This is a genomic window from Thalassospiraceae bacterium LMO-SO8 (genome assembly GCA_031655335.1).
Lineage (GTDB): Bacteria > Pseudomonadota > Alphaproteobacteria > Rhodospirillales > Casp-alpha2 > UBA1479.
In genome coordinates, this window is sequence record CP134226.1 from 2,930,215 (window position 1) to 2,952,679 (window position 22,465).

Annotated in this window: 25 protein-coding genes; 19 read left to right on the forward strand and 6 right to left on the reverse strand. The window is 56.2% G+C overall.

What is annotated here, in order from left to right; genetic code table 11:
- From RJ527_14020 to RJ527_14030, 3 genes are all read right to left on the reverse strand, one after another.
- Positions 1 to 1,014 carry a TRAP transporter small permease subunit gene (locus tag RJ527_14020; GenBank protein ID WND75145.1) on the reverse strand — a complete coding sequence of 338 codons (1,014 nt, stop codon included), beginning with the start codon at positions 1,012 to 1,014 and terminating at the stop codon, positions 1 to 3.
- Between the two features lie 9 nt (positions 1,015 to 1,023).
- Positions 1,024 to 1,563 carry a signal peptidase II gene (lspA, locus tag RJ527_14025; protein ID WND75146.1) on the reverse strand — a complete coding sequence of 180 codons (540 nt, stop codon included), beginning with the start codon at positions 1,561 to 1,563 and terminating at the stop codon, positions 1,024 to 1,026.
- A 235-nt stretch (positions 1,564 to 1,798) separates the two neighbouring features.
- Positions 1,799 to 2,497 carry a cation transporter gene (locus tag RJ527_14030; GenBank protein ID WND75147.1) on the reverse strand — a complete coding sequence of 233 codons (699 nt, stop codon included), beginning with the start codon at positions 2,495 to 2,497 and terminating at the stop codon, positions 1,799 to 1,801.
- Positions 2,498 to 2,615: 118 nt separating this feature from the next.
- On the opposite strand from RJ527_14030, the gene RJ527_14035 reads away from it, so the two are divergent.
- Complete coding sequence (locus RJ527_14035) at positions 2,616 to 3,053, forward strand: helix-turn-helix domain-containing protein (protein WND75148.1); 438 nt, start codon at positions 2,616 to 2,618, stop codon at positions 3,051 to 3,053.
- A gap of 162 nt (positions 3,054 to 3,215) precedes the next feature.
- On the opposite strand, the gene RJ527_14040 is transcribed toward RJ527_14035, so the two are convergent.
- From RJ527_14040 to RJ527_14050, 3 genes are all read right to left on the reverse strand, one after another.
- Positions 3,216 to 3,674 carry an ion channel gene (locus RJ527_14040; GenBank protein ID WND75149.1) on the reverse strand — a complete coding sequence of 153 codons (459 nt, stop codon included), beginning with the start codon at positions 3,672 to 3,674 and terminating at the stop codon, positions 3,216 to 3,218.
- Positions 3,675 to 3,746: 72 nt separating this feature from the next.
- The gene (locus RJ527_14045; GenBank protein WND75150.1) at positions 3,747 to 4,133 is read right to left on the reverse strand and encodes a hypothetical protein; all 387 of its coding nucleotides are present in this window, start codon (positions 4,131 to 4,133) and stop codon (positions 3,747 to 3,749) included.
- Between the two features lie 184 nt (positions 4,134 to 4,317).
- Positions 4,318 to 5,262 (reverse strand): DMT family transporter, encoded by a 945-nt coding sequence (locus RJ527_14050; GenBank protein ID WND75151.1) that lies wholly within the window; start codon positions 5,260 to 5,262, stop codon positions 4,318 to 4,320.
- 58 nt (positions 5,263 to 5,320) lie between these two features.
- Here RJ527_14050 and RJ527_14055 point away from each other — a divergent pair, with 58 nt between their 5' ends.
- The 18 genes from RJ527_14055 (at position 5,321) to RJ527_14140 (ending at position 22,403) form a co-directional block, all read left to right on the forward strand.
- Complete coding sequence (locus RJ527_14055; protein WND75152.1) at positions 5,321 to 6,031, forward strand: lycopene cyclase domain-containing protein; 711 nt, start codon at positions 5,321 to 5,323, stop codon at positions 6,029 to 6,031.
- A 61-nt stretch (positions 6,032 to 6,092) separates the two neighbouring features.
- Entirely contained in the window at positions 6,093 to 6,761 is a 669-nt protein-coding gene (locus tag RJ527_14060; GenBank protein ID WND75153.1) for a hypothetical protein, read from the forward strand.
- A gap of 209 nt (positions 6,762 to 6,970) precedes the next feature.
- On the forward strand, positions 6,971 to 7,585 hold the full coding sequence (locus RJ527_14065) for a hypothetical protein (protein WND75154.1): 615 nt from the start codon (positions 6,971 to 6,973) through the stop codon (positions 7,583 to 7,585).
- Between the two features lie 314 nt (positions 7,586 to 7,899).
- Complete coding sequence (locus RJ527_14070; protein WND75155.1) at positions 7,900 to 8,253, forward strand: YHS domain-containing protein; 354 nt, start codon at positions 7,900 to 7,902, stop codon at positions 8,251 to 8,253.
- Positions 8,254 to 8,293: 40 nt separating this feature from the next.
- The gene (locus RJ527_14075) at positions 8,294 to 8,563 is read left to right on the forward strand and encodes a DUF5676 family membrane protein (GenBank protein WND75156.1); all 270 of its coding nucleotides are present in this window, start codon (positions 8,294 to 8,296) and stop codon (positions 8,561 to 8,563) included.
- 50 nt (positions 8,564 to 8,613) lie between these two features.
- The gene (locus tag RJ527_14080; protein ID WND75157.1) at positions 8,614 to 9,978 is read left to right on the forward strand and encodes an MBL fold metallo-hydrolase; all 1,365 of its coding nucleotides are present in this window, start codon (positions 8,614 to 8,616) and stop codon (positions 9,976 to 9,978) included.
- Positions 9,979 to 9,981: 3 nt separating this feature from the next.
- Positions 9,982 to 11,526 carry a thymidine phosphorylase family protein gene (locus RJ527_14085; GenBank protein ID WND75158.1) on the forward strand — a complete coding sequence of 515 codons (1,545 nt, stop codon included), beginning with the start codon at positions 9,982 to 9,984 and terminating at the stop codon, positions 11,524 to 11,526.
- Positions 11,523 to 12,413 (forward strand): ribose-phosphate pyrophosphokinase, encoded by an 891-nt coding sequence (locus tag RJ527_14090; GenBank protein ID WND75159.1) that lies wholly within the window; start codon positions 11,523 to 11,525, stop codon positions 12,411 to 12,413. The genes RJ527_14085 and RJ527_14090 overlap by 4 nt, the downstream gene beginning before the upstream one ends.
- A 117-nt stretch (positions 12,414 to 12,530) precedes the next feature.
- Positions 12,531 to 14,354, forward strand: a complete 1,824-nt coding sequence (locus RJ527_14095) for a DUF3141 domain-containing protein (protein WND75160.1) — start codon at positions 12,531 to 12,533, stop codon at positions 14,352 to 14,354.
- A complete protein-coding gene (locus RJ527_14100; protein WND75161.1) occupies positions 14,344 to 15,558 on the forward strand; it encodes an acetate/propionate family kinase in 1,215 nt (404 codons plus the stop codon). Before RJ527_14095 ends, RJ527_14100 begins: the two co-directional genes overlap by 11 nt.
- Entirely contained in the window at positions 15,545 to 16,561 is a 1,017-nt protein-coding gene (locus tag RJ527_14105) for a bifunctional enoyl-CoA hydratase/phosphate acetyltransferase (GenBank protein ID WND75162.1), read from the forward strand. The genes RJ527_14100 and RJ527_14105 overlap by 14 nt, the downstream gene beginning before the upstream one ends.
- Before the next feature lie 15 nt (positions 16,562 to 16,576).
- Positions 16,577 to 18,349: an alpha/beta fold hydrolase gene (locus RJ527_14110; GenBank protein ID WND75163.1), complete on the forward strand. Its 1,773-nt coding sequence runs from the start codon at positions 16,577 to 16,579 to the stop codon at positions 18,347 to 18,349.
- A 57-nt stretch (positions 18,350 to 18,406) separates the two neighbouring features.
- Complete coding sequence (fabI, locus tag RJ527_14115; GenBank protein ID WND75164.1) at positions 18,407 to 19,189, forward strand: enoyl-ACP reductase FabI; 783 nt, start codon at positions 18,407 to 18,409, stop codon at positions 19,187 to 19,189.
- Positions 19,190 to 19,234: 45 nt separating this feature from the next.
- On the forward strand, positions 19,235 to 20,398 hold the full coding sequence (locus RJ527_14120; GenBank protein WND75165.1) for a YncE family protein: 1,164 nt from the start codon (positions 19,235 to 19,237) through the stop codon (positions 20,396 to 20,398).
- A 79-nt stretch (positions 20,399 to 20,477) separates the two neighbouring features.
- The gene (locus tag RJ527_14125; GenBank protein WND78064.1) at positions 20,478 to 20,723 is read left to right on the forward strand and encodes a DUF2933 domain-containing protein; all 246 of its coding nucleotides are present in this window, start codon (positions 20,478 to 20,480) and stop codon (positions 20,721 to 20,723) included.
- Positions 20,720 to 21,373, forward strand: a complete 654-nt coding sequence (locus RJ527_14130) for an isoprenylcysteine carboxylmethyltransferase family protein (GenBank protein ID WND75166.1) — start codon at positions 20,720 to 20,722, stop codon at positions 21,371 to 21,373. Before RJ527_14125 ends, RJ527_14130 begins: the two co-directional genes overlap by 4 nt.
- A gap of 50 nt (positions 21,374 to 21,423) precedes the next feature.
- Positions 21,424 to 21,975, forward strand: a complete 552-nt coding sequence (gene petA, locus RJ527_14135; protein WND78065.1) for a ubiquinol-cytochrome c reductase iron-sulfur subunit — start codon at positions 21,424 to 21,426, stop codon at positions 21,973 to 21,975.
- Positions 21,972 to 22,403 (forward strand): hypothetical protein, encoded by a 432-nt coding sequence (locus RJ527_14140; protein ID WND75167.1) that lies wholly within the window; start codon positions 21,972 to 21,974, stop codon positions 22,401 to 22,403. The genes petA and RJ527_14140 overlap by 4 nt, the downstream gene beginning before the upstream one ends.
- Positions 22,404 to 22,465: the final 62 nt, after the last annotated feature.

Below are 22,465 nucleotides of genomic sequence, written 5' to 3' on the forward strand. Positions count from 1 at the left end.
TCAGCCCCCCCCAGCGCTGCCCGTTGGCGCGGGCTCTCCCAGCACGTCGGCCATCCCGCCGAACATCATGCTGACGAATTGAATGATGAGCGTGACCGCAAACACCCCAACCAGTACGGTCATCAGGTAGAGGATGTACATGCCGTCGCCGACGCCTTCGATCTCGAAGGTTCGCAGGGCGCTGTTGAGGATGCCGGTGCGGCCTGCCGTGCCGACGCTCAGGATCAACCAGCAGAACGGCATACCGAGCACCAGGGCACCGATGGAGTTGACCAGCCCGCGGCAGCGGGGATTTGCTTCCGCGTAAAGCAGATCAATCCGCACATGGCCATCCTCATAAAGGGTGTAGGCGCAGCCCAGCATGAATAGGGCCGCGTACCAGAAGCGGACCAGATCGCCCATGTAGGTCTGTTCGTAGGAAAACTCGAAGCGGAACAGCACGATTAGTAGTTCGGCGACGACGATCATCAGGACCAGCCAAGGTAGCGCCAGGACCCGTGTGCGAAGCGCGATGGCGAGCCCGATTGCGACCAAGGGCATGTGTACATAGGCACCGCGCAATTCCGCGCGCCCCAGAGTATCTGCCAGCGGCGCGCCGACCAGGCCGATCAGGAGTTGCTCGCCCTTCAGAAAGGCAAGAGTGAAGTCTACCAGACCGATCAACAGAACGGCCCAGAACCCGGCGCGGATGAGCACGGCATTGAGCCCAAAGACCCGCTGGTGGTCGGTTCTAAGGCTGCGGTCCCTGGTGCGTGCGACATGGGCGGCGGCGGCCAGTACGGCGGCAGCGTAGATGGCCACCTGTAACCAGATGCGGGGGTCGTGGCCGCCAGTGGACGGGTTGGCCAAAATCCTGACGCCAGGCCATCCAAGCCAATTAGTCAGGAAATTATTGAATAGAAAGGCGGCAAGTACGCCGATGATGGCCCAACCAAAAATTCTCGTCAGGGCTATGGGGAAGTTCGGTATGGAAGCAAAGCCAGCATTTCGTTTGTTCTGCTTAAGCTCCGGCATGATGCCCCCTTAACCCTTATTTTTCGTGCCATTCAGGAACGTCGACGTCAAAATCAAAAACGCGCCGATGAATATGAAAGCATCGGCAGCGTTGAAAGCAGGCCAGTGCAGTCCTTGCCAATGAAAATCGAGGAAATCGGTTACAGCACCTAGTCGCCAACGATCGATGATGTTGCCGAGTGCTCCGCCCGCAACCAGGGCCAGTCCTCTGCGCTCTCCCGGCAAGCGGGATCTTAATGCCCAGGTCATCAGCAGACTGGCGATCGCAAGGGAGAGAAGAGCCAGTGTTCCTGGTCGGGAGGCAAAAAAATCCTGGAACATGCCGAAACTTACGCCGGTGTTGAAGGTCAACATCAGGTTAAAAAAAGAGGTCACCTCGATCACTCTCGGCGGGTCCATCACTCTGGTAAGGATGATCCACTTAGTCACCTGGTCGCCAGCCGTCGCCCCTGCCGCCAGGAAAAACGGTGAAAGTGTATGCAAGCCGGTCTGCCGGCAGCGATTACCGAAGATTAGTCTGGGCAATGTCGTGCCAATCCATTTCTTCACTCCTTACCTCCCGGCCATCGTTGTCTCTAATTTACAATCGATATGGCCGATGCCTTTTGACGCTTCTGGAGGACTGATCGAATCGTAAAAAAAGACGGTGCAGAACGCCTCCCCCGAGCTTTTTCATTTAAAGCACCTCTGTTCAGCGCCTGCGCCACCAACAGGAAAACCAACGGCTTCGATACGCACCTCGTCAATTCGAAATCTAACCAGTGCGCATATAGCAACTTCAAAGCTATCCAGCCTCCTGTTTGGTATCTCTCCTTTGGCACTCGTCGATATTCTTATTCTCATGTTTTCCAAGTGCCGTTTGGCCGGCCTGCGTGCTGGTCCACTCCGATCTTGCCTGAAGGACAATCTGCGTTGCCGACCAAAGAAACAGCCCGGCCATGAGGGCGGCGACGATAAGGTCGGGCCATGCAGTGCCGGTAAACCAGACACCTGCCGCTGCCAACATAACAGCCACGTTTCCGATGGCATCGTTTCGGCTGCAAAGCCAGACAGAGCGGACATTCGCATCCCCGTCTTTAAATCGCCTCAAAAAGAGGACACTGATAATATTGGCGGCCAGCGCCATGAAACCGATTGCGCCCATGATTGTCGCCGAAGGCATACCCAGAATTAGGACCTGATATGCTGTTGAGCCGAACACCCAAAGCCCCATAGCGCCGAGACTGAACCCTTTCGCGAGCGCTGCCATTGCCCGAATTCTGAGAGACATGCCGATGACAAATAAGCTGATTGCATAGGTTACGGTGTCACCAAGAAAGTCGAGCGCATCTGCTTGCAAGGCTTTCGACCCAGCAAAAGCGCCCGCGGCCATTTCGACGAAGAACATTGAGCCGTTAATCGCGATAACAACCCATAGCGCACGTTTGAAATCCTTTGAAACTCCATCGAATTTGGCAGTATCTCCGCAACAATTGGCACTCATATGGATCGGCTCCTTTAATCCGTGGTGGGCACGTTCATTGAAACTGTCCGCCGCTTTGCATTCGTCGATCCGCAGATGCTACAATCTACAATCGTTGTAGGAGCAATAGGAAAAACTGATGACCGTTGAAAGCACCTCCATTGGGGAATTGGCTGAGCGTGCCGGATGTACGGTCCAGATCATCCGCCATTACGAGAAAATCGGACTGTTGCCGGAGCCAAGACGGACCAGGGGCAACCGTCGCATCTACTCCGAAGATCAAGCATCTCGGCTGGTTTTCATTCGTCATTGCCGACAACTGGGGTTCAGTTTGGACAATATCCGCCAATTGCTGTCGTTCTGCGGTCAGTCCAATCAGTCATGCGCGCAAGTAGACATCATCGCTCGCAAACACCTCGGTCACGTTCAGGAACGACTCGCGCGCCTTCGGTCTATGGAGCGTGAACTCAAGCGCATGATCAACCAGTGTAGCGGCGGCAAGGTGGCGGAATGCAAAATCATCGAGGTCTTGGCCGATCACTCGAAGTGTTTGAGCGATGACCATTCATCTGCCTGATTTTACCGTGTTTTCTGTTAGAAACGCCTTCGTGTGACATTTCTGCCCAGCTACACGAAAGTGTCGCGCGATCGAAGGTCAGGAGCGTGTATTCGTACGCTTTAAAGCACCAAATAGCTGTACTAGGTGGCTGTTCTTGAAGTGACCAATTAACGGCTAGGTTCACTTTAGCTTGCGCCAAACGGGTTCCACACAGGTCTGCCAGGACCAAAATTTTACCATGGCGATATAATTGAATGATGCGGACCAAGCAATCAGCAACAGGCCGTTCAGGGTCTCGATTCCTGTGATGAAGCGCAAGTGATCCGACGGCACGATGTCGCCCATGCCGAGGGAGGTATAGGCGACAATCGAGAAATAAAAATAGTCCAACGGCCCAACGATCTGAAGGCCGTCTAGACTGCCGATCTCAAGCGTTCGTTCTCCGAAGGCATAGGCCGCTGCATATAGGGCGACTTCAACGACATGGGCGAAGAGCGTCAGCAGCCAAATGATCAGAATCCGCTGCTCCGCCGTCATCGCAATGTTCGACATCCCGCCGGACAGCCATCGAAAGACGGCGTAATGCAGGAGGAAAGTCGTGATGACCAGAAAAAACGATATGCTCACTGCGGCGCCCATCCGAACCTCCCCTCGTTCTGTGTTCGCAGAGAACTCCACTGTTGCCTTGGGCATCGTAGAGCTGACATCTCTTTAGGACTCTATCAGCTTCATGTCTTCTCTAGTTCCAAGAACCGTCATGGCCCGACCAGGGTCGATCATCGAAATGAAGACCGAACGTTCATAGGCGTCGGTGACAAGGGAGGCTTGCCGCAGGAGCTCTTCCTGGCGTTGCCGATAGCGGTCAAGGCCCTGAGTATCTTCCAATATTTGATTTACGATTTCCGGGTCTCTGACGAACGTCGCGAACTGCGGCCGACGCTCCGGTCCCTCGATGCCCCTCGCCTCACTTTCCAGAAGATCAAGGCGATCCGCCTGATCTGCGGCCAGAGGCGCTGCTGGGACAACCGCAGCCTCTGTCCCGACCGTTGGGATGGGCGGAATAAGGCCGGAGTAGAAATCTGTCTGGATGCCGATCATCGAAGTCACTCCATTCCATTGGATTCTCCGATGGTTGCCAACATAGGGCCTCCAGTCACCGGAGGGTCAAGGATAAGATTGGAGAGAATGATGGAAGATTAATCGATCAGGGCAGCATGACGAGCAAACACGGACGAACGCTGCGTTTGCGAGCCGAAGGGATTGAGATGAGGCGGAATCAAATTTAGTTGGCAGACGACGATGTGGCCTGGTCTTTGTTGAGAGAAACCGAATCACCTGACTTGTTTACCAAAGTCACGCCGACGATCGTCAACGGGATGCCGATAAAATGCGCCCACCCGAACGGCTCGTCGAAGAAGGTCATGCCGAGCAGGATGCCGAACACCGGCACGAGAAAGGCGAAGGCGTTTGCCCGGTTGAGCGGGATGTGTTCGAGCGCCGAAAACCAGAGGTAATAGGCAAGAGCGGTGCCGAAAATACTAAGGCCAAGCAAAGAGGCTACGAACGAAGGAGTCCATTGTACTTTCCAGGGATCTTCTAAGGACCAGGCAGCCGCGGCCAGAGGAACGCTTCCGATAAGCGTTTGCAGGCCCATCGCCATCAGTACATCAATCTTGCCGGCGATCTTCTTGATCAAGACGTTGCTGATCGTGATCCCGAATGCCGCCAGCAAAATGTAGGCGATGCCGAGCGCGTAGGTTTCCCCGCCAGTTGAAAAGAACTGCGGGACAGCGATCACCACGATCCCAACAAAACCCAACAGCAATCCGAGCTTCCCTCGAAACGATACAGTTTCACCCAGCATGAGCGCGGCGAGAAACGCCGCCATGAGCGGCTGCGTATTGGCGATAACCGTTGCGACACCCGGCGTCACGAATTCGGCGGCATGGAACATGCCGAGGAACCCAAGACTCGTTGCGCCCAGGCCGATAAAGGTGATGATGGCCCAATCCCTTCCGGTGTCGGGAAGAGGGCGGCGAAGTGCGGCCGCGAGGATCATGAGCGCTGCGCCCGCGATAACCGCGCGCAAGGCTGCGAAGGTCAAATGCGGCGAGAACCCGATCCCGGCCGTGATGAGCGGAAAGCACGACGCCCAAAGCACCATCACCACGAGAATCTGCAGCGTCGAAATGCGCGAGACGGAAGATTTCGGTTGGTCGGAATCCATTTAATGCGCTACCTCGATTTTATCGTGTTCCAGGAGGTGTAGCAGAAGGAGGCATGTCATGCATGAGCTGGTGCCGGAAAAATTCGTGTGGTTTGTCTGGGCGTCCGCATTCCTTGTTCCGTGGATGGTGGCTTTTGGCGCGTTCCCGGCCCATCGCAGAGTAATTCTTTGGGCGAGCCTGTTTACGACACCGTTCGGTTTGACGGAGCCCTTGTTCGTGCCTGAGTATTGGAACCCACCCAGTCTCTTCGATCTCGCGCAACGGACGGGGTTCGATATCGAAAGCCTCATTTTCTGCTTTGGCATCGGCGGGGTCGGCGCGGTTTCGTACAACATCCTGACGGGAAAAAGTCACGGACGAATGAGTTCGATGGCGCGCCGGCTCGCAAGTCATCGGTTTCATTTTTGGGCCGTGGCGACGCCGTTCCTTGTGTTCCCTGTCCTCTATCTGATGGAGTGGAACCCCATCTATCCGGCGATCGTCGCCATGGCATTGGGCGCCGTTTCGACGATGCTCTGTCGACGCGACCTGATTTCCAAAACTTGGGTCGGAGGCGTGTTGTTCCTTGTCTATTACCTAGTCTTTCTTGCCGGACTGGAGTGGCTGTCACCTGGTTACATCGGCAAGGTTTGGAATCTTGAGTCACTGTCCGGAATATTGATTTACGGCATGCCCATTGAGGAGCTTCTTTTCGCCGTCATGTTCGGCGCCTATTGGTCCGGGGTCTATGAGCATTTCACATGGCGGCGCGTGACAGATATACATTGAGGACTGAACTTATGAGCATGATCTGAAATGGCCCGCGCGAGAGATGTGTTTTTCTGAAGCCGTGAGTTTCGCGACCGGCGGCGTGTTGATCGCCGGCGGCGGTTTCGCGACCTATAAGGCCGTGGCGTTGAACAGGCGTTACCTCCCCTTCGCGTTGATGCCCGCGATGGCTGGCGTCCAGCAGTTGTTCGAGGGGCATGTCTGGATGGGATTGAATGTCGGCGATCCGACAATGGTCTGGTGGGCCGCGCTCGGCTTCATGTTCTTTTCGTGGTTTATGTGGCCTGCGTGGATTCCGCTCTCCGTATACGTTTTGGAGCCCCCGGAAAGCCGGCGTAAAAGATGGTTTTATATTTTCGTAGTCGTCGGCGTTGGCCTCGGCAGCATTCTCTTCATGCCGCACCTGCTGAATCCTGATTGGATCAATGTCAGCGTCAACAACCGATCGCTGGCTTATGAAGACACGATGTTCTTGGACTATTTGGTGCCACGCCCGACGACCTACGCCGTCTATCTTTTGCTTATTGTCCTGCCGCCTCTGCTCTCGACATATCTACACGTGCGGTTGTTCGCGGTGACACTCATCGTCATCGTCACGGCAGTCTATTTGTTCCTAAGCTATGCTTATATATCCTTTTTCTGCTTGTTGGCGGGCCTTGGCACACTCCATCTCATCTACATTATTCTCAGAAACAAATGCCGCCGAGAGTGCCCGGTACTTTTTAGTTAATGGTATCCGGACCGGGGCGCGACCAAAGTAATTGCTTCTCACGCTCCGGATGCCGTTGGAGCCTAAGCGACATGCGATCACGGTGAATTTACCGCATTTGGATGAATAGCCCAGGGGAGTTGACCTAGGTCATGTGTTCGCGACGCTAGAATGAGTAGCGTCCGCATCTTCAGTATTCGCAAACCCGCAATCATGAAAGGGTGAGGAAGATGAGTTCACGGAAGATCATTGTGGCGATCGCGGTCGCCGTTGTGTTCAGCGTTGCATCATTTGAAACGGCCTACGCCCACGGTCCGGCTGCGTCATCTGGCAACCAGTCTCAGATGCCCATGATGGGTGGCTACGGCATGATGGGTCAGATGCCCATGATGGGTGGTCCCGGTATGATAGGCGGCCAAATGCCCATGATGGGAGGTCCCGGTATGATGGGTGGCCAAATGCCCATGATGGGAGGTCCCGGTATGATGGGTGGCCAGATGCCCATGATGGGTGGCTACGGCATGATGGGGCAGATGCCCATGATGAGTGGCTGCGGCATGATGGGCCAGATGCCCATGATGGGATCCGGCATGATGGGCGGCCAAATGCCCATGATGGGTGGCTGGGGCCGGATGCAGATCCTGCGCCGGGACCTGAAGGCCGACGAAGTGAAACACATGATGGAGCACCGCTTGGTATGGACCGGCAACCAGGACATCAAGCTCGGCAAGGTCACTGAAAAAGATGGCGACACCATCGAAGTCGAAATCGTGAACAAGGACGACAAGGTCGTTCAGAAATTCGAAGTCGATCGCCATACGGGATGGATGCAGCCTGCTCAATAAGGCGCCGACTGCGACGAAATACCCGCATCCTGTTTTGAAACTATGATGGCGGGGAGCCTCATTCCGTTGCGAGTGAGCTCTCCGCCTTTGTTTTCGGCTTTCGTTTGTGACAATGCTGGAAGCATCTGCTGGTCAGTCGCCGTTCCCTGTCGCCTTGTCTCTTGCGAGGGCCATCTTTCACACAACCGCGACGGAGACCGTGAAACGCATTCATCTTATTTCTCCCTTGACCCTCCGGTTGCCGGAGGGGGCATCTTCACGGTGTTTCCGCTTAAGAGTCTCGGCGGGAAGACAATTAAGGGAGTGCTGGCTAAATGGAAGCACTGGTTTATTTCGTCATTTGGGGCGTGTTCATATTCCTCATGATGCGCATGGGATGCGGCAGCCACGTCATGGGCCACGGGCATGGTCGTTCCGATGCCCGTAAACATCACGGGCCGGACAACGAGAAGGGGGAAAACCTGAAGTGGTATCCGCCTGAAGAGGATACCGACCCCGTCTGCAAGAAAACGGTCCGGACGGAGAGCGCCAAACCCAGCGTTCACGATGGGTCCGTTTATTACTTCTGCTCTCGGGAATGCCGTGAAGTCTTCGAAGCTGCCCCTGATTTGTATGTCGGACCGCAGGCTGATGGGTCGGTGCCGAAACTGGAGGCAAACAATGTCTGAAGCATCAAATCCGTTATCGCGGTCGGGTACGTCCCTATCCTTGAAAACGAATTCCGCAAGGTTGCCGGTCTTCGTTCTTGGAATGAGCCTTGGGCTGTTTCTCGGAATCACGTTCATCCTTTGCGTGGGGTTCGATCTCTTGTTCCCCGATCACGCTATGTACCGGGTCTGGCAGCCCCTGTTGCCGGGCTTTACCTGGCTCACTTGGCCGAGCTTCTTCCTGGGCCTCGTCGAGAGCGTTGCATACGGGTGGTACGTCGCGCTGGTGTTCGGGCCGCTATACAACTTCTTCGCCTCGCGGAAAGGTTAAAACCTCTCCAGAGCGATGCTTCTCATGTAAATACTCATTCGGAGTCAGTCATGACAGCGCAGCTCACGTTCCTTGGAGGTGTCGGCACCGTCACCGGATCAAAGTATCTGCTTACATTTGGTGGCCAGCGGGTGCTTGTCGATTGCGGCCTGTTTCAGGGTTTCAAGAAGCTGCGTCAGAAGAACTGGGCCCCGCTGCCAATCGAGCCGAGCGAGATTGACGCCGTGGTCCTGACGCATGCGCACCTTGACCACTCGGGATATCTTCCTCTCTTGGTCAGGAATGGGTTCAAGGGACCTGTCTACGCCACCTCTGCGACGACTGAATTGTGTGGGATCCTGCTGCCGGACAGCGGTCATCTGCAGGAACGCGACGCGGAATTTGCCAATCGACACGGCTTCTCCAAACACCGGCCGGCCGCCCCCCTATATACTGAAAGGGATGCGCGGAATTGCCTTGGCCACTTCCGCGCATGCCCATACGAGGTCGACACCGAAGTCATTGATGCGCTTCAAATAAGATTCCTGCCGGCGGGGCATATTCTTGGCTCTGCGTTCGTCCGTGTGTCATTCGGCGGTCGATCACTACTGTTTTCCGGCGATATCGGGCGCCCGAACAGCGCGACGATGGTGGATCCGACGATCGTGCGCGGCGCGGACTATCTCATCATGGAGTCGACCTACGGAAATCGCCTTCATGATCGGGTGAACGTAGAGGACGCTTTGGCCGAAACGATCTCAAGGGTGGCTGCCAGAGGTGGAACCGTCCTGATTCCGGCTTTTGCTGTCGGCCGCGCCCAGTCGATCCTGTTTCATCTGCAGCGGCTCAAGGCGTCGAAACGTATACCAGACCTCCCGGTGTTCTTGGACAGCCCCATGGCTGTCAGCGCCAGCGAGGTTTTCTGCCGCCACATGAAGGAACACCGGCTGACTGCCGAAGAGTGTCGCGCGGCGTGCAACGTCGCGACCTACGTGAGAGAAGCGGAGGAATCGAAAGCGCTTGATGAAAACCCGATGCCTAAGATCATCATATCGGCAAGCGGTATGGCGACAGGCGGGCGGATACTTCATCACCTGAAGTTCTATGCGCCGGATGAACGGCATGCGGTGTTGTTTACGGGGTTCCAGGCCGGCGGAACGCGCGGCGCCAGCTTGGTGGCAGGTGTAAAGTCGGTGAAAATACATGGACGGCATATTCCCATCCGCGCGGAGATCGCGAACCTCTCCATGCTGTCCGCGCATGCCGATGCGGACGAAATCCTGACCTGGCTCGGCAATTTCACGCAGCCTCCTAAACGGACCTACATCACCCATGGTGAGCCGGATGCTTCCGAAGCGCTGCGCGTTCGCATCTCCGATGAATTGCAGTGGCCCTGCGTCGTGCCCGAGTATGGCGACCAGGCCACGCTTGATTGAGCCGTGGATAAGACGCTGGAAGTAGGACGTCGCGTGAAAGATACAGCTACAAACTCCTTGCGCCTGAAGCGCCTTGGGATCGATACGCAGCAGGAAGCGGTTATCTATATGCGGAGCGATTGCCACGTCTGCCGCGCGGAAGGGTTTGCCGCCATGGCCCGTGTCCGCGTGACTGCCGGCGACCGATCGATCATCGCCACGCTGAACCGCGTGAAAGGCGATTTGTTGGCGGAAGGAGAGGCGGGGCTGTCAGAAGCTGCTTGGGGCAGATTAGATGCCCAGGAAGGCGACATGGTGGCGATCGGGCATCCCCGCCCGCCGGACTCCCTGAGCCTCGTTCGTGCGAAAGTCTACGGTTCGGAGTTTTCGGACACAGGTTTGGAAGAGGTCATGCAGGATATTGTGGCAGGCCGCTATTCCGACGTTCAGGTCTCCGCTTTCATCACCGCCTGTTCATCGCACGGGTTGAAACGGCGGGAAATTGTTGCCTTGACCCGCGCCATGGTCTCCGTCGGAGACACTTTGGACTGGGGAACCTCACCGATTGTCGACAAACATTGCGTCGGTGGTCTACCCGGAAATAGAACCACCCCAATCGTGGTCGCAATCATGGCGGCCTGTGGGCTGACCATGCCCAAGACGTCTTCCAGGGCAATCACTTCACCCGCCGGTACAGCGGACACGATGGAAACGCTGGCGCCGGTCGATCTTAACATCGATGCAATGCGGCGCGTGGTCGAGCGTGAAGGCGGGTGTATCGTCTGGGGAGGCGCTGTTTCCCTCAGCCCGGCGGATGACATCCTGATCCGGGTCGAAAGGGCCTTGGACATCGATGGGGAAGGGCAACTCGTTGCGTCGGTGCTATCGAAGAAACTATCCGCAGGATCAACGCACCTCGTTCTCGATATTCCTGTCGGGCCGACGGCCAAGGTGCGAAGCGAAAAGGATGCGCAATCCCTCAGCGAAAACTTGACCGCTGTGGCTTCCGAGATTGGCCTGAAGTCGACTGTTTTACAGACCGATGGGCGGCAACCGGTTGGGAACGGGATCGGGCCCGCTCTGGAAGCCTTGGATGTCCTCTCCGTGTTGAAGGGAAAGCCGGACGCGCCGCATGATCTTAGGGCGCGATCGGTCGCGCTCGCGGCCGCTTTGCTCGAGTTGTCGGGTGCTGCTGGCTCCGGCATGGGCTTTCAGAGAGCCGAAGAAACTCTGGATAGTGGCGCGGCATGGGCCAAGTTTCAGGCGATATGCGAGGCGCAAGGGGGTATGCGGACGCCGCCTGTTTCATCCCAACGACGGGTAATTGACGCAGACGTTTCCGGCGAAATTCTAGGCCTCGACAACCGTCGTCTGGCCATGGCGGCGAAACTTGCGGGTGCGCCGGACGCGAAAGCGGCAGGTGTGCAATTGCACACACGGCCCGGGGACCAGGTGGAGAAGGGAACGCCGCTTTTCACGCTTCACGCCGAGACGCCGGGTGAATTGGCTTATGCGCTGGATTACATCGAGCATCACCCGCCCATCTTCGATATCGGAGTGCCCGTATGAGTGCCGTCGTGTACCCCATGCCCGGGAATGAAGTGGTTGCCCATTCGCTTGCCGCAGAAATCGGAGGCGAGATCGGAAAGCTCGTTGTGCGTCGCTTTCCCGACGGTGAGTCCTATTTCCGATATGAAACGCCCGTCGATGGAAGAGAAGTCATCATTGTAGCCTCGCTGGATCGTCCCGACGAAAAGGTTCTGCCGGTGATATTCGCCGCCGGGACGGCAAAGGAACTTGGTGCGTCGAAAGTCGGGCTTGTTGCGCCGTATCTCGCCTATATGCGCCAGGACAAGAGGTTCAATCTGGGAGAAGCGGTGTCGTCCATCTATTTCGCCAAAGTCCTCTCGTCATGGATTGATTGGCTTGTCACAGTAGACCCTCATCTCCACCGGCGCAGTTCACTTGACGAAATTTATTCGGTGCCGAGTGCCACGGTGCATGCGGCCCCGTTGGTCTCTGAATGGATAAGAGGAGCGGTTTCAGCACCTTTGTTGATCGGTCCCGACAGCGAAAGTGAACAATGGGTTGCTGCTGTTGCGGCGGATGCCGGGGCGCCGTTCGTCGTCTTGGAAAAGACGAGAAGAGGAGACCGCGACGTCGAAGTTACTGTTCCCGAGGTCGACAAATGGCACGACCGAACGCCTGTTCTGGTGGACGATATCATCTCGACCGCGCGTACGATGATCGAAACGGTTGGGCATGTCCGGGCGGCTGGCCTGCACGCGCCGATTTGCATCGGCATCCACGCGGTATTTGCAGACAATGCTTACGCGGAATTGAAGCAAGCCGGCGCGGGTGAAATTGTGACCTGCAACACGATCGGCCACGACAGCAATCGGATCGATGTCTCAGGATTGATCGCTTCGGCCGTCCGCCGGGTTTTACCCATTTAGATTAGCCTTGACCCTCCGGTCGCCGGAGCCATTAAGGATAACGCTTTACGTTGATGGCCATAAATTCGGATGGCAAACCCCAAGTGACCAGCAAGGTTCTGCAGAGGTGTATTCCCGATGAACGAAACAACGAAACGAAGGCATGCAGTCCGGGGGAACGCGGGAGATTCGACCACCAAGGTCGGAAACGCAGCGCAATCTAGTCGAGCGAATCAGGCATCGCCGGAACTGTTAGGCGTTCCGGAAGAAAAGGTAGTCCAGGCTTCCGAATATGGGCGAGATCTCTGGCAGCGGTCGATACTGTTTCTGGACACGCTTCGTGAACGCGCCAACAACATGTTGGACCATGAGCGCGCTGGCCTGCCGCCTTTGCTCGATTTCAAATATGAGATGATCCTTGATGGGCGCGATTTTGAGTCACCTTCAAATTACGCGCTGTTGCAGATCACGGAAGTTGGCGAGGATTGCTGGGAAGACTGTGTTGATCCAGAAAAGCCCCCGGTTATCGTTATCGATCCACGCGCAGGGCACGGACCGGGTATCGGAGGATTCAAACACGACTCCGAAGTCGGCATGGCCCTGCACGAAGGTCACCCGGTTTACTTCGTAATGTTCTATCCCGAACCATCGCCTGGCCAGACGCTTGCGGACGTGTTGCATGCCCTCCGGCGTTTCGTCGATGAGGTTGCTCAGCGCCACCCTAAAACACCTCCCATATTGTATGGAAACTGCCAAGCCGGTTGGGCGGTGGCGCTTCTATCCGCGGATTGCGAGGGCTTGGTCGGCCCGGCTGTGCTTAACGGCTCGCCAATGTCCTATTGGGCGGGGGAAGCCGGCGTTAATCCGATGCGGATAACCGGCGGGCTTCTCGGTGGCGTTTGGCTCGCACATCTTGCCGCCGATCTCGGTGACGGGCGTTTCGATGGCGCGTGGCTTGCGCAGAATTTTGAGAATCTGAAGCCGGAAAAGGCAATCTGGGAAAAGTACGCCGGACTGTTCGCCAAGGTCGATACGGAGCGCGAGCGGTTTCTTGAATTTGAACGATGGTGGAACGGGTTCTATTTCATGAGCCGCGAGGAAATCGTCGCGATCGTCGAAAACCTGTTCATCGGCAATAAACTTGAAAATGGCGAATTCCGAATTTGCAACGGCTGTACCGCTGACCTTCGGCGAATTCGAAACCCGCTCGTGATCTTCTCCTCCTACGGCGACAATATCACCCCGCCGCACCAGGCCTTGGGATGGATCCCGGCCGTGTACAAGGATACGGATGACCTGAAGCGCGCAGGGCAACGTATCGTCTATTTGACGAACCCGCATGTCGGGCATCTCGGGATATTCGTCTCGGCCAAGGTCGCTCGGCTTGAACACCGCGCGATCCTTGAAAGCCTTGATGAGATCGAAGAGTTGAATCCCGGGCTCTATGAGATGCAAATCGACAACCCGAGCGGCGATCCGGACTGCCATAAACCGCAATTTTCCGTCCGGTTCATAGAGCGCAAAGTCGAGGACATCGACTTTGCGAAACAACCGGAATCTTTCGAACGGGTTCGAGCAGTGTCGGAGGCGAATGAAGCTTTCTATCGGACGTTCGTGAGCCCTTGGGTGCAAGCCGCAACAAATCCCTGGATCGCGGAATCTCTCAAATGGCAGCACCCAATGCGCATGAGCCGCTACGTATTCTCTGAAGTCTTTAACCCATGGATGAGGGTAGTCGCGGGTCTTGCCGACGTGGTCAAAAAAGAAAGACGTCCGATGCCCGACGCGCATCCAATGATAATGTATGAACAGGAGTTTTTTGGCCGTGTAGCCGAGGCAATGGAGACCGTCCGAGAGCTTCATGATGCGGGCAATGAGCAGGTGTTTCGCCTGCTTTACAGTCGAAACCCATTTGAGCTCAGCATAAAAAGCCTAGCCAAGGTGAGCCGTGATGATGGTTGAAGAGGCGATCATTGTTATTAACTGTGGGTCATCAAGCGTAAAATTTGCGCTATTTTCTCCTGAGTTCGAGAGTTCTGTGCGGATTGCGCGTGGCGCGGTCGAGCGGATCGGCATAGGTGCCGGCCGGTTTTCAGTGTTGGATGGTTCTGGCGCGACCATTTTAGACGAGACACTCGAAGTTGAAAGTCACGCTGCCGCCATCGACGCGCTCCTCGACTGGCTTCAGGGCACCCAATACATGCCTGTGTCCGTCGGGCACCGTATCGTCCATGGCGGTGAAGAATGCGATTGCTCGCTCATCATCACTTCCGACTTGGAAGATCGCCTAAGCCGACTGATCCCTCTTGCCCCATTGCATCTCCCGCATAACCTGACGGGTATCAAGGCGGTGAAATTGCGTTGTCCGGAGCTTCCGCAGGTCGCCTGTTTCGACACGGCGTTTCACCATGGACTTCCGCGCGTTGCACAGTTGACCGGACTGCCTCGCCGGTTCGATGACGACAGCATACGCCGGTTCGGTTTTCACGGCCTGTCCTATGAGTACGTTGTCGAGCAAGTGCGTCGTTGGCACGGCGATGAGGCGGCGGACGGGAAGATCGTTGCCGCGCATTTGGGCAACGGCGCGTCCATGACGGCGATCAAGGGGGGACGGAGCATCGAAACCTCAATGGGGTTCAGCACCTTAGCGGGCCTTCCCATGGGGACGCGACCTGGAGATCTCGATCCCGGTGCCGTCCTTTACCTTCTGATGGAAAAGAACCTAACCCCCGCCGAACTGCAGCATATCCTTTATCGTGAATCCGGGGTGCTCGGTCGATCCGGCCTAAGCCGGAACATGCGAGATCTTCTGGCGCAACAGGATTTACCCGAGGCGGCTGAGGCGATCGAGTTTTTCTGCCATCACGCTCGCAGGCATCTAGCCGCGCAGACAGCGTCTCTCGGTGGCCTCGACCGGCTCGTCTTCACCGGTGGAATTGGTGCGAATTCGCCTGAAATCCGCGCGCGAATTTGTGATGGATTGTCCTATTTGGGGGTCGAAATCGACCCAGATAGAAATGCCCAAAACCTTCCGGTCGTATCTACTGATCGGAGCCGCGTCCCCATTGATGCGTTCGACACGGATGAGGAATCAGTGATCGCTCGGCATGTCCGGACGGTTTTGGAAAGCGCCTCGGGGAAAGGGGAACTAAATGCCTGTGCATAGTCATGCTGAGGGGCTCGAAGAACTGGTTGAGCGTGCAGAAAAGCTTCCGCCGATCCGAATGGCCGTGATTGCAGCAGACCAGACGCTTGTTCTTCAGTCTGTGGCGCAAGCGCGGAAGGCCGGTCTTATTGTGCCGCTCCTCATCGGTGCGCCGGACGAGATTATTGCATGCGCGGGTGAAATTGACGCCGATATCACCGGTGTTGAAATCATCACTGCAATAGAAGCGGAGGAAGCGGCTCGGGTTGGCGTTGACCTCGTTCGTGGTGGACGAGCAGATGCACTCATGAAAGGGCGAATTCACACAGACGCATTGATGCGGGCGGTTCTCGATTCTGATCGCGGGCTCAGACTGCCCGGCCAGCGTGTCAGTCACGTATTTGTGGTCGATATCCCGACCTATCCGAAACTGTTGGCGATTACAGATGCGGCGATAAACATTTCTCCGGACCTAAACGCGAAGGCGCAAATTCTTCAGAACGCCATCTCGCTCTTTCATCTCCTTGGCGTCGCTAGACCCAAGGTCGCAGTGCTCTCGGCTGTTGAAACGGTGAATCCGGCGATTGTATCGACGGTGGACGCGGCTTGCCTCGCGTTGATGGCAAGACGGGGGCAAATCTCTGGCGCTGTCATTGATGGCCCCATGGCCTTTGATAATGCGATCTCGAGTGACGCTGCAAAGGTGAAGGGGATCGTGTCCGAGGTCGCGGGAGATGTCGATATTCTCCTCGTTCCCGATCTCATATCCGGCAACATCTTGGCCAAGAATCTAGAATATCTGGCAGGCGCCACGGCGGCGGGTATCGTATTGGGATTGTCCGCGCCGGTCGTCCTAAGTTCGCGTGCCGATCCGACCCAGGCGCGCTTGGCGGCAATGGCGCTTGCCGTCCTAATGCATCAGTCATCGGCGGCTCAACGACAACAAGGGCGCGAGGAAGAGCTCGAGTCTGCGATTCACTGTGCAGCCCAACCCGAAAGCGCCTGTTGTCCTATTGGAGCGTGAACGATGTGTGCGACCATGAACAAAATGAAGAATGGCCTGGAGTGTGAGGCGCCTGATCTCAAGTATGCCCCCAAAACCCACCCTTCGTTGGACCAACCGCTGAATGCTGCGCTTGGGCGGGTAACCGGTGGGATCAGCCCTACAGCTCTCTCTCAGGCGTACATCGATTGGGCTCAACATCTCCTTATGTCGCCGGACAAGCAGATTGAACTTGTGCTCAAGGCACAACGAAAGTTTTTGCGGTATATCGAATTCAGCCATAGTGCCTGTTGCGACCCTCAATGCGCACCATGCATCGCTCCCTTGCCTCATGACAAGCGGTTCGCGGCCGAGGAATGGCAGGATTGGCCTTATCGGCTTTCCTACCAAGGGTTCCTTCTTACCCAGCAGTGGTGGCACAACGCCACGACCCAGGTTCCCGGCGTCTCTAAACATCATGAACAGGTAGTTTCCTTCGTCGCCCGCCAACTACTTGACGTTGTTTCGCCGGCGAATTACCCGGCGACCAATCCGGAGTTTCGAAAGGCGACGCTGGAAAGCAGCGGTCAAAACCTGGTTCAGGGGGCGCTGAATTTTGTAGAGGATTGGAAACTTGCCCTTCAGGGTGAACGCCCGTCCGCGGCAAAGCAGTTCCAGATTGGGCGCAATCTGGCAGTCACGCCAGGAAAGGTCATTTTCCGCAACGAATTGATTGAACTTATCCAATACACGCCAGCATCCGGAAAGGTTTATCCAGAGCCGATCCTGATCACACCGGCTTGGATAATGAAGTACTACATCCTCGACCTCAGCCCTGAAAATTCACTGGTCAGGTTTCTTGTCGAGCAGGGACACACGGTATTCATCATCTCCTGGAAGAACCCGTCGGTGGAGGACCGCGAGCTCAGTCTGGAAGATTACCGTTTATTTGGTGTGATGGCGGCGCTTGATGCGATCTCTGCGATCATGCCTGGGAGGGGCATCCACGGCGTCGGATATTGTCTCGGCGGCACTCTTATGGCTATCGCGGCTGCGTGGATGGCCCGTGAGGATGATCGTCGTTTGGTATCCTTGACATTATTCGCCGCGCAAACCGACTTTACCGAGGCTGGCGAACTTATGCTGTTTATCGATGAGGCTCAGGTCAACTTTCTCGAGAATATTATGGCAGAGACAGGATACCTGGACACCAAGCAAATGGCTGGCGCTTTTCAGCTCCTGCGCTCCAACGACCTTATATGGTCAAGCATGGTGAACGCATACCTGTTCGGCGAACGACTGCCTATGATTGACCTGATGGCCTGGAACGCAGATGCAACACGGATGCCGTCGAAAATGCATTCGGAGTATCTCCGTAAGCTCTTCCTGAATAATGACCTTGCCGACGAGCGCTATGTCATCGACGGTCGAGCAATCTCATTGCGGGACATCCGTATTCCGATTTTTGCGGTCAGTACTTTGTCCGATCATATCGCTCCGTGGCGCTCCGTATATAAAATCCATGCTCAGACCAACGCCGATGTCACCTTTGTTCTATCTACTGGTGGTCACAATGCCGGCGTCGTTAATCCGCCAGGCAACGCGAAGCGATCCCACCAAATCGCCGCTCACGATGATCTCGAAGCCTATCTCGATCCTGATTCCTGGCAGTCACAGGCGGACAATCATGAAGGATCTTGGTGGCCCTGTTGGCGGAAGTGGCTTGCGACGAATTCGGGAGTACTGGTCGACCCGCCTCGAATGGGGGCTGCGCGGAAAGGCTATAAACCGCTCTGCGATGCCCCTGGGACATATGTCTATATGCAGTGAATTGATGGCGACGTGAGATTGGTTCACTCGCTCGAACTGCAGGAGGAGTATCAGAGAATGGAAGTCATAGATTTGAATGGCCGGAAAGGACTGGTCGTTGGTATTGCCAACGAGCACAGCCTTGCTTGGTCGGCGGCGCAGCGTTTCCGGAATGCCGGCGCCGAACTGGCGATCTCCTACCTGAACGACAAGGCGATGCCGTTTGTTGAGCCGCTTGCCCGCGAAATCGAAACCCCGGTTTTCCTTCCCTGTGACGTCTCCGTCCCCGGGCAGTTGGAAAAGTTGTTTGACACGATAGCGGAAAAATGGGGTCGACTGGATTTTCTTCTGCATTCGATCGCTTGGGCCCGGAAAGAGGATCTGCATGGCAGGCTGACCGACTGTTCGAGCGATGGGTTCGCTGAATCAATGTTGATATCTTGTCATTCCTTTATCCGCATGGCCAAGCTTGCCGAGCCATTGATGCAAGAGGGCGGCAGCCTGATGACTCTAAGCTACTACGGTGCTGAGAAGGTGGTTGATCACTACAATGTCATGGGGCCTGTGAAGGCTGCTCTCGAAGCATCAGTTCGGTACTTGGCACATGAACTCGGACGCTCTTCCATTAGAGTGAACGCCATCTCGGCGGGCGCTGTGGCAACACGCGCTGCTTCCGGGATTGAGCATTTCGACGAACTCCTGAATGAAACGGTGCGAAAGGCGCCGCTTCGGAGAACCGTCGAATCCTGTGAAGTTGGACGCGCCGCATTGATGTTGGCGAGCGATTATTCTTCCGCCATTACAGGTGAAACGCTCCACGTCGACGCCGGATTTCATATTGAGGGCATGGTTTTTCATTGAGATTTGGTCGCGGGGCTGTTTGCGACCGAGGCAGAAAATTTTGACTTGACCCTCCTGCTGCCGGAGCTCTCATACAAAGATTTATTCGGTTTTGAGCGAATGGAGAGGGTTATGTTTCAGCAATCGATCAGTCGAGTTTCGGAGGCCCGCGCAACAGGATTGGGTTTTCTTATCATGGCGGCCTATTTCGCGATGGCTGCGCTTTCCTCGGCCTCAGCCGGAGAACGGAATGTGGTTTTTGTCCCCATGGGCGGCAACAATGAAATCGCGGTTATCGATGTCGATACAAACAAGGTCGTCGAGCGCATCACCGGCGTACCGGCTGTCCACGGGCTTGCCAAGACGCCCGACGGGAAGCTCCTTATCGCCGGCAGCTTCACGGAGGTCGAACCCGGCGCCACAATACCTGAACGGCCTGCGGGTGTGTCGGCGGAAGACCATGCCGCGCATCACGCGAAACCAGCAAGCCGACCGGTGGCGAAGAGCGCCGTCATAAGCCGCGTAAACTTCATCAAGGTTAAGGATCGTTCCGTGGTTCGTCGGGTTGACGTTCCGGGTGGGGTTCATCATGTTGCCGCGTCGCCCAATGGTTCCTACGCCGCTGTGACCCATCCCAATCAGGACGCGGTGTCCGTGATCGATATTCGGACGTTCACGGTCGTTGCGACCGTCAAGACCGGGGCCGTGCCCAATTATGCCGCCTTTTCTCAGGACGGAGCCCGCCTTTACGTCAGCGATTCCGGTGACAACTCCGTCAGCATTGTGCGCACGGCCAACTGGCGGGTTTCCGACAGGGTGAAGGTTGGAGAAGCCCCGGAGCACCTCGTTGTTCGAGATGATCTCGGAAAGATGTTCGTCAACAACGTTGGCGACGGCACTGTGTCGGTCATTGACCTTAAGCACCTTGCCGTTGCCAAGGTTTTAAAGGGCGGTGAGGATCCGCACGGCATCGACGTGTCTGAGGACGGCCGGACGCTTTTTGTGAGCGCCAAGGGCGCGGACAAGCTCATTGCGATCGATCTGAGTTCCGGTGACCGGCGCGAACTGACGTTGGCACCGCAACCCTACCATCTGGCGGTGATCAAGGGCCAAGGCGTGATCTATGTCTCGAGCGTCGAACTGCCGAAGCTATGGGTTGTCGATGCGAAGACCCTGAAACTGACCGGCACGATCGACGTCGGCGGCAAGGGACATCAGTTAGTTCAGTAGTGGGCTTCAGTTGGAGGGCGATAAAATGGCTGAAAGACATTCCAACGGCATATTGAGCGGGTTGTTTTCGCGAAGCGGCTTGGTCCTTGCTGGGTTTCTCGGTGTTGCCGGATACTTTCTCTGGACCGAGCATCAGGCGCACGTGGCCAGTGCGTTACCGTATCTTCCATGGCTTCTTATTCTTCTGTGTCCCTTGATGCACCTCTTTATGCACCACGGGCACGATGGCCATGGCGGCCACAAGGGGCACGAAGGCCACCAATCGGAAGGGAAGACCGAGGGCGGTCGGGACGAAGGCAATAATCGTGGAGGACCAAGCGCATGAGCGAGACAACTAACGCATACGGTCTTTGGTCCCTTGTGATCATTAACTCCGCAGTATTTATCATGTTTGCTTTCAGTTTCTTCAAGCCACAGACGGCAACGGACTGGCGGTCCTTCGGGGCGTTCAGCGCGTTCCTGGTCGCGTTGTTCACTGAGATGTATGGCTTTCCGCTGACCATCTACCTTCTATCGGGCTGGCTTCAGAGCAATTATCCGGGGATCGACTGGTTAGCTCATGATTCGGGCCACCTGCCCGAGATGATCTTCGGCTGGCAGGGCAACCCGCATTTCGGTCCATTCCATATTCTGAGCTTCGCGTTCATCCTGGCGGGATTCGCGCTGATTTCGTCCGCCTGGCGCGTTCTTTACCAGGCGCAGAAATCCGGCACGCTGGCGAGGACGGGCGCTTATGCGAAGGTCCGTCACCCGCAGTACGTTGGATTTATCGCCATTATGATCGGATTCCTTTTTCAGTGGCCGACGGTTCTGACGCTGGCGATGTTCCCGGTCCTCGTCTGGATGTACGTCCGGCTGGCATATGCGGAGGAACAGACAGCGCTGAAGGAGTTCGGCGCTGAATACGAAGACTACCGGTCCAGGGTTCCGGCGTTTATCCCTCGGTTTGGGGACTTGGTCGATACGACGACATAACCGCATCCGGGGTTAACGACCAAGCTAAGTGAGCAGGTTGTTTCACGATGATGAAATCAGAAGGACATATTGAAAGCCTCAGGATTGACGAGCGGTCGAGACGCGATTTTCTGATCGTCTCAACATCGACGCTCGCAGCTACCGGCGTGGCTTTGTCGGTTTGGCCGTTGATCGACAGCCTTAATCCGGCATCCGACACGCTCGCGCTCGCATCGACAGACTTGAACCTGCAGCCTATTGAGCGCGGCCAGCGGATTACGGTTGTTTGGCAAGGCAAGCCGGTATTTGTGGATCGTCGTACTCCGGAGGCCGTTACAAAAGCGAAGGCAGATGATGGCGCGGCCTTGCCGGATCCGGAGAAGGATGCGGACCGGGTCCAAAGGGAAGAGTGGTTAATTGTCGTTGGGATTTGCACACATCTGGGCTGCATTCCCCTTGGTCAGCGAGAAGGGAGCCGGCGAGGTGATTTCGGCGGCTGGTTTTGCCCCTGTCATGGGTCTCACTACGACACCTCCGGCCGCATCAGGAAAGGGCCGGCGCCGCGCAATCTGGTCGTGCCGCCATATGCTTTCCCCAACCCTGAGAAATTGGTTATCGGATGACATTGGAAATGGAAGGATTTGTTATGAGAACAAAGTTGATCGGCGGGGCGCACGCTTTTCGTCGATATGGTCTCGCTTTCCGGATCTTCGTAGTGGCGGCGGTGGCGGTGGCGGTGGTCTCAGTTACGGCGGTATCTAGCGCGCGGGCTGAGATGAGTGCGGACGAAATTCGAAATAAAGTCGCCGCTGACTACGGTGTTACGGTTCTGAAAATAACACCTGTGGAGAGCGCGTCAGGCACTCGTTATGCCGTGACCGTGATGGCTCCTGGCGGCAACCGGAACCATGCGTTTCAAGTCAACACCATCGTGGTTGATGGTGGAACCGGCAAACCGGTGATTCTGTATGGCCATACCGGCGGGCAACAGCAATCGGCGGCGCCGTCGATTTCACACCGCACGCATCCACGCACGGCTGGGGATGAATAGAATGATCGGGCAGAGCTGTTGAACACCAGAGAAGTCGTCGCCGTGGAGGTGGAGTAGTGAAG